Raw genomic sequence first — 1,438 nt, 5'->3', positions numbered from 1 at the left:
CTGAAAATCGGCCGCGCTGTCGGCTATCAGAACGCCGGCACCGTAGAATTCCTGATGGATATGGATACGGGCCACTTCTACTTCATCGAAGTGAACCCGCGCGTGCAGGTCGAGCATACCGTGACCGAAGAGGTCACCGGCATCGACATCGTGCAGTCCCAGATCCTGATTGCCGAGGGGGCGACCCTGGCCGAGGCAACCGGTGTGACCCGGCAGGAGGACGTGCATCTGAACGGTCACGCCCTGCAATGCCGGGTGACGACCGAGGACCCGCTGAACAACTTCATCCCCGACTATGGCCGCATCACTGCCTATCGCAGCGCCACCGGCAACGGCATCCGGCTGGACGGCGGCACCGCCTATTCCGGGGGGGTCATCACCCGCTATTACGACTCGCTGCTGGTCAAGGTGACGGCCCATGCCCAGACCCCTGAAAAAGCGATCTCGCGGATGGACCGGGCGCTGCGCGAATTCCGCGTCCGCGGCGTGGCGACGAATATCGAGTTCGTCATCAACCTGCTGAAACATCCGGTCTTTCTGGACAACAGCTACACGACCAAATTCATCGACACGACGCCGGATCTGTTCGCTTTCCGCAAACGCCGCGACCGGGCGACAAAGCTCCTGGTCTATATCGCCGACATCTCGGTCAACGGTCACCCCGAGACCGCGGGCCGTCCTCTGCCCCCGGCCGAGGTGCGCGTCCCGGTCGTCCCGGCCCTCAAGGCCGACCCCGCCCCCGGCACGCGCCAGTTGCTTGAGGAAAAGGGCGCCAAGGCCGTCGCCGACTGGATGCTTGAACAAAAGCGGCTGCTGATCACCGACACTTCGATGCGCGACGGGCATCAGTCGCTGCTGGCCACGCGGATGCGCTCGATCGACATGATCCGGGTGGCCCCGGCCTATGCCGCGAACCTGCCCGGCCTGTTCAGCGTCGAATGCTGGGGCGGCGCGACCTTTGACGTGGCCTATCGTTTCTTGCAGGAATGCCCCTGGCAGCGGCTGCGCGATATTCGCGCCCGCATGCCCAACCTGATGACGCAGATGCTGCTGCGGGCCAGCAATGGGGTCGGCTACACCAATTACCCCGACAATGTGGTGCAAAGCTTTGTGCGGCAGGCGGCCAGGACCGGCGTCGATGTATTCCGGGTCTTTGACAGCCTGAACTGGGTCGAAAACATGCGTGTCGCCATGGATGCGGTGATCGAATCGGGCAAGATCTGCGAAGGCACGATCTGCTATACCGGCGATCTGCTGGACCCGGCGCGGTCGAAATACGATCTGAAATACTATCTCAGCATGGCGCGCGAACTGCGCGATGCCGGGGCGCATGTCCTGGGCCTTAAGGATATGGCGGGGCTTTTGAAGCCAGCTTCGGCCAGCATCCTTGTCCGCGCCCTGAAGGAAGAGATCGGCTTGCCGGTGCATTTCCACACCC

At 62.9% G+C, this 1,438-nt stretch carries 1 protein-coding gene; it reads left to right on the top strand.

Going from position 1 to position 1,438, the window contains the following annotated elements; translation table 11 throughout:
* The coding region (locus M511_RS18990) for an ATP-binding protein (protein WP_441339026.1) at positions 1-1,438 on the top strand (1,438 nt) is incomplete at both ends.

This window comes from Paracoccus sp. J56 (assembly GCF_019633685.1).
Classification (GTDB): domain Bacteria; phylum Pseudomonadota; class Alphaproteobacteria; order Rhodobacterales; family Rhodobacteraceae; genus Paracoccus; species Paracoccus kondratievae.
Note: the sequence above shows the minus strand (reverse complement) of the source record. Positions and strands in the feature narration are given on the sequence as shown.